This window comes from Ligilactobacillus sp. (assembly GCF_036846325.1).
Taxonomy (GTDB): domain Bacteria; phylum Bacillota; class Bacilli; order Lactobacillales; family Lactobacillaceae; genus Ligilactobacillus.
The window spans coordinates 1-3,703 of the sequence record NZ_DAIUCE010000134.1 but is presented as its reverse complement, the minus strand read 5'-3'; the positions used below and the strand labels follow the sequence as shown (position 1 = coordinate 3,703).

The 3,703-nt window shown below is 51.7% G+C and carries 5 protein-coding genes; all 5 read left to right on the top strand.

Annotated elements, in window-relative coordinates:
• The coding region (locus V7Z60_RS09260; protein WP_442918915.1) for a translation initiation factor IF-2 at nt 1-801 on the top strand (801 nt) is incomplete at its 5' end.
• Nucleotides 802-819: 18 nt separating this feature from the next.
• Complete coding sequence (rbfA, locus tag V7Z60_RS09255) at nt 820-1,176, top strand: 30S ribosome-binding factor RbfA (RefSeq protein WP_270398655.1); 357 nt, start codon at nt 820-822, stop codon at nt 1,174-1,176.
• A 58-nt stretch (nt 1,177-1,234) separates the two neighbouring features.
• A complete protein-coding gene (gene truB / locus V7Z60_RS09250; RefSeq protein WP_334117531.1) occupies nt 1,235-2,152 on the top strand; it encodes a tRNA pseudouridine(55) synthase TruB in 918 nt (305 codons plus the stop codon).
• Between the two features lie 9 nt (nt 2,153-2,161).
• Nucleotides 2,162-3,121 carry a riboflavin biosynthesis protein RibF gene (gene ribF / locus V7Z60_RS09245; protein ID WP_334117530.1) on the top strand — a complete coding sequence of 320 codons (960 nt, stop codon included), beginning with the start codon at nt 2,162-2,164 and terminating at the stop codon, nt 3,119-3,121.
• 1 nt (nt 3,122) lies between these two features.
• The coding region (locus V7Z60_RS09240; RefSeq protein WP_334117529.1) for a TrmH family RNA methyltransferase at nt 3,123-3,703 on the top strand (581 nt) is incomplete at its 3' end.

Below are 3,703 nucleotides of genomic sequence, written 5' to 3'. Positions count from 1 at the left end.
GCAACGCCGGTCGAAATTACCGGCCTGAACGAAGTGCCGCAGTCAGGTGACCGCTTCGTGACGTTTGATGATGAAAAAACGGCTCGTGCAGCCGGTGAAGAACGTGCCAAGCGCGCTCTGATGAAGGAACGCAGCCAGACGACGCACGTTACGTTAGACAACCTTTTCGATACGCTCAAGGAAGGCGATATGAAGGAAGTTGACGTGATCATCAAGGCTGACGTCCAGGGTTCAGTTGAAGCAATTGCACAAAGCTTCAAGAAGATTGACGTGGAAGGCGTCCGCGTCAACATCATTCACCAGGCTGTCGGCGCCATCAACGAATCAGACGTGACCCTGGCCGAAGCTTCCAATGCGATCATCATCGGGTTCAATGTCCGTCCTACGCCTCAGGCCAAGGTTCAGGCAGACCAGGACAAGGTCGACATCCGTCTGCACAATGTCATCTACAAGGCAATCGATGAAGTCACGACTGCCATGAAGGGGATGCTTGAACCCGTCTTTGAAGAAAAGGTCACGGGCTATGTTGAAATCCGCCAGACCTACAAGGTTTCAAAACTCGGCACGATCGGCGGCGGCTATGTCACGGACGGCTACATTCAAAGAGACTCGGGTGTCCGAATTATTCGTGACGGCATCGTCATCTATGAAGGAAAGCTTGCTTCTCTCAAGCGCTTCAAGGATGACGTCAAGCAGGTCAAGTCCGGGTTCGAATGCGGCCTGATGGTTGAAAAGTACAATGACATCAAGGAAGGCGATCAGCTCGAAGCCTTCGTTATGGAAGAAGTTCCGCAGGACTAACAGGAGGAATTGCTATATATGGTACAACATTACCGTGTCGGACGCCTGTCACAGGAGATTCAGCGCGAAGTCAACGACATTTTGATGAAGCGCGTCCGTGATCCGCGTGTTGAAGGCGTGACGATTACCGGCGTCGAAGTTACAGGTGATCTTCAGAATGCGACCGTTTATTACAGTACGCTTTCGAATCTGGCTTCTGACGCTGAAAAAACTCAAAAGGGGCTCGATAAGGCAACGGGTCTGATCAGACGTGAACTCGGTCAGCGCTTGAGCATCTATGTTACGCCTGAACTTAAATTCGTCCGTGACGAATCCGTGCGTTACGGAGACCATATTGATGAACTTTTGAACAAGCTTCATCAGCAGGATCGTTAAGATGAGAATTGCGGGGATGGGAAAATTTCTCATCCCTGTTTTTGAGAGGTGAACACTTATGGATGGAATCTTACCCCTGAACAAGGACCGCGGCATGACCAGCAATGATGCCGTGTTCAAATGCAGACGCCTGTTTCAGACCAGAAAGGTCGGGCACAGCGGTACGCTCGATCCGAACGTTGACGGCGTGCTGCCGATCTGCATCGGACATGCGACAAAGGTCGTCAGCTATCTGATGGAGTCAGGCAAGGTCTATGCCGGCGAGGTCACGCTTGGCTTTTCAACGGAAACAGAAGACCTTGACGGAGAAGTCGTTGAGGAGAAGTTTCTTGAGAAACCCTTTTCAGATGAAATAATCAGGGAAAAGATGCAGGAACTCTGCGGCGACATCATTCAGATTCCGCCAATGTATTCCGCCGTCAAGGTCAACGGCAGACGTCTGTACGATTACGCCAGAAAAGGCGAAAAAGTCGAGCGGCCAAAGCGCAGGATTCACGTTGAAAGCTTCGAACTGGTCGGAAGCTCTGCATTTGACAGGGAAAAAGGCGTGCAGAAATTCCGTTTCAGGGTTGCCTGCGGAAAGGGAACCTACATTAGAACGCTTGCCACCGATCTTGGCAAAAAACTGGGCGTTCCGGCCGTCATGAGCGACCTGACGCGGCTTGAAAGCGGCAGTTTCAAGCTTGACGAAGCCTATACGCTGGCACAGCTTGAGAAACTCAAACAGGAAGGCCGGTTGGAAGAGGCCCTGCGCCCGGTTGACCATGCCCTGAAAATGCCGGAAAGAGAACTGACGAGTGCACAGTGGAGAATCGTCAGAAACGGCGGATTTCTTCTGCCCGAGAACTTCAGTGACCTGAATGCAGAAGACGGGCTTAAGGTCGCCCTGTCGTATCAGGGAAAGTGCCGCTGCGTCTACCGCTATAATGAGGAAAAGAGACGCTACCAGGCAGAACAGATGATAGATCTGACATAGAGGTGCATGATGCAGGTTGTTAAATTGCAGGAACCATATGACGATAATTTGATCCCGGACGGACCGGTCGTCCTTTGCCTGGGCTTTTTTGACGGCGTTCATCGCGGACATCAGGCGGTGATTCTTGAGGGAAGAAGACGCGCTGAAAAGCTCGGGGCAAGACTTGCGGTCATGACGCTCGACCGTTATCCGGGAATCGTGTTCAATAATGAAGAAAACAGGGATTTTGCATATCTTTCAAGCGAACGCAGGAAGCTTGAACTTTTTGAACGTCTCGGAGTCGACATCTGTTACGTCGTTTCGTTTGATGAAAAGTTCTATACGCTCAGTCAGCAGGATTTTGTTGAAAAATACATCGTTTCGCTCCACGCAGTCTGCGCTGTTGCAGGAAGCGACTATACGTACGGGAAAATGCCGTATGCAAACGGCGGCGACATGTCGCACCTCAAAGGCTATGCCAGAGGGCGCTTTGAGGTGGTCAGGGTTTCTCATATTCTTGATGGTGCGGAAAAAATCAGTTCAACGAGAATCAGAAAGGCACTCAAAGAAGGCGACGTCAGGCTGGCAGAAGAACTTCTGGGCTATCCGTACGAAACGAGTGGTCAGGTGGTGCACGGCTTTGAGCGCGGGAGAAAGCTTGGCTTTCCGACGCTTAACATCGAGACAAGGGAGCCGGTCATGATTCCCTCTGAAGGCGTGTATGCGGTCTTCGTCAGGTTTGAAGGCGAGGAAAAGCGCTACATGGGGATGGCGTCAATCGGTCGCAATGAAACGTTTGGCAACCACTTTGAAAAGACGGTTGAAATCAACCTGCTCGATTTTTCGGACATGGTTTACGGAAAAACCGTTTTCATCGAGTGGATCGAGCTCCTGCGCGGCATGAAGAAGTTCGGCGGTGCAGATGAACTGATTGACCAGCTGAATCATGACAGAAAACGCACGAGAAGAATTCTGGAAAAGAGGAATTAGAATGGACATCATCACATCATCATCCAATCAGCGCGTCAAGGACTGGAAAAAGCTTTCGCAGAAGAAGGCACGGATCAGGCAGGGAAGGTACATGCTTGACGGATGGCATCTGGTCAAGGAGGCACTTGACTCCGGCCAGCCGGTCGAGGAAATCATGGTGACGCAGGATTTTCGGCACAGGGATGAACTTGAAGTTCCCGACGGATGCGAGCTGATTGAGATCTCGGAAAACGTCGCAAGACATCTGAGCGAGACTCCGAGCCCTCAGGGAATCTTCGCAGTTGTGAACCTTCCGAAAAATGCAGAGGTGAAGCCGAAGTCGGCTGAAGGAGCCTGGCTCTTCCTTGACGGCGTCCAGGATCCGGGAAACATCGGCACCATGGTCAGAACTGCTGACGCCTGCGGCTTTTCCGGCGTTGTGTTCGGTGAAGGATGTGCCGACATGTACCAGCCGAAAGTAGTCCGCGCCATGCAGGGCAGCCAGTTTCACCTGACGCTCTGTTCAGGTGACCTGATTGAATGGACGAATGACTTCAAGTCCCGCCGCATTCCGGTTTTCGGCAGTGAATTGAACGACAAGGC

What these genes read in the sequence shown, in the direction of transcription:
- ribF (WP_334117530.1), top strand. Translation starts at nt 2,162, where the DNA reads ATGCAGGTTGTTAAATTGCAGGAACCATATGACGATAATTTGATCCCG.
- truB (WP_334117531.1), top strand. Translation starts at nt 1,235, where the DNA reads ATGGATGGAATCTTACCCCTGAACAAGGACCGCGGCATGACCAGCAAT.
- rbfA (WP_270398655.1), top strand. Translation starts at nt 820, where the DNA reads ATGGTACAACATTACCGTGTCGGACGCCTGTCACAGGAGATTCAGCGC.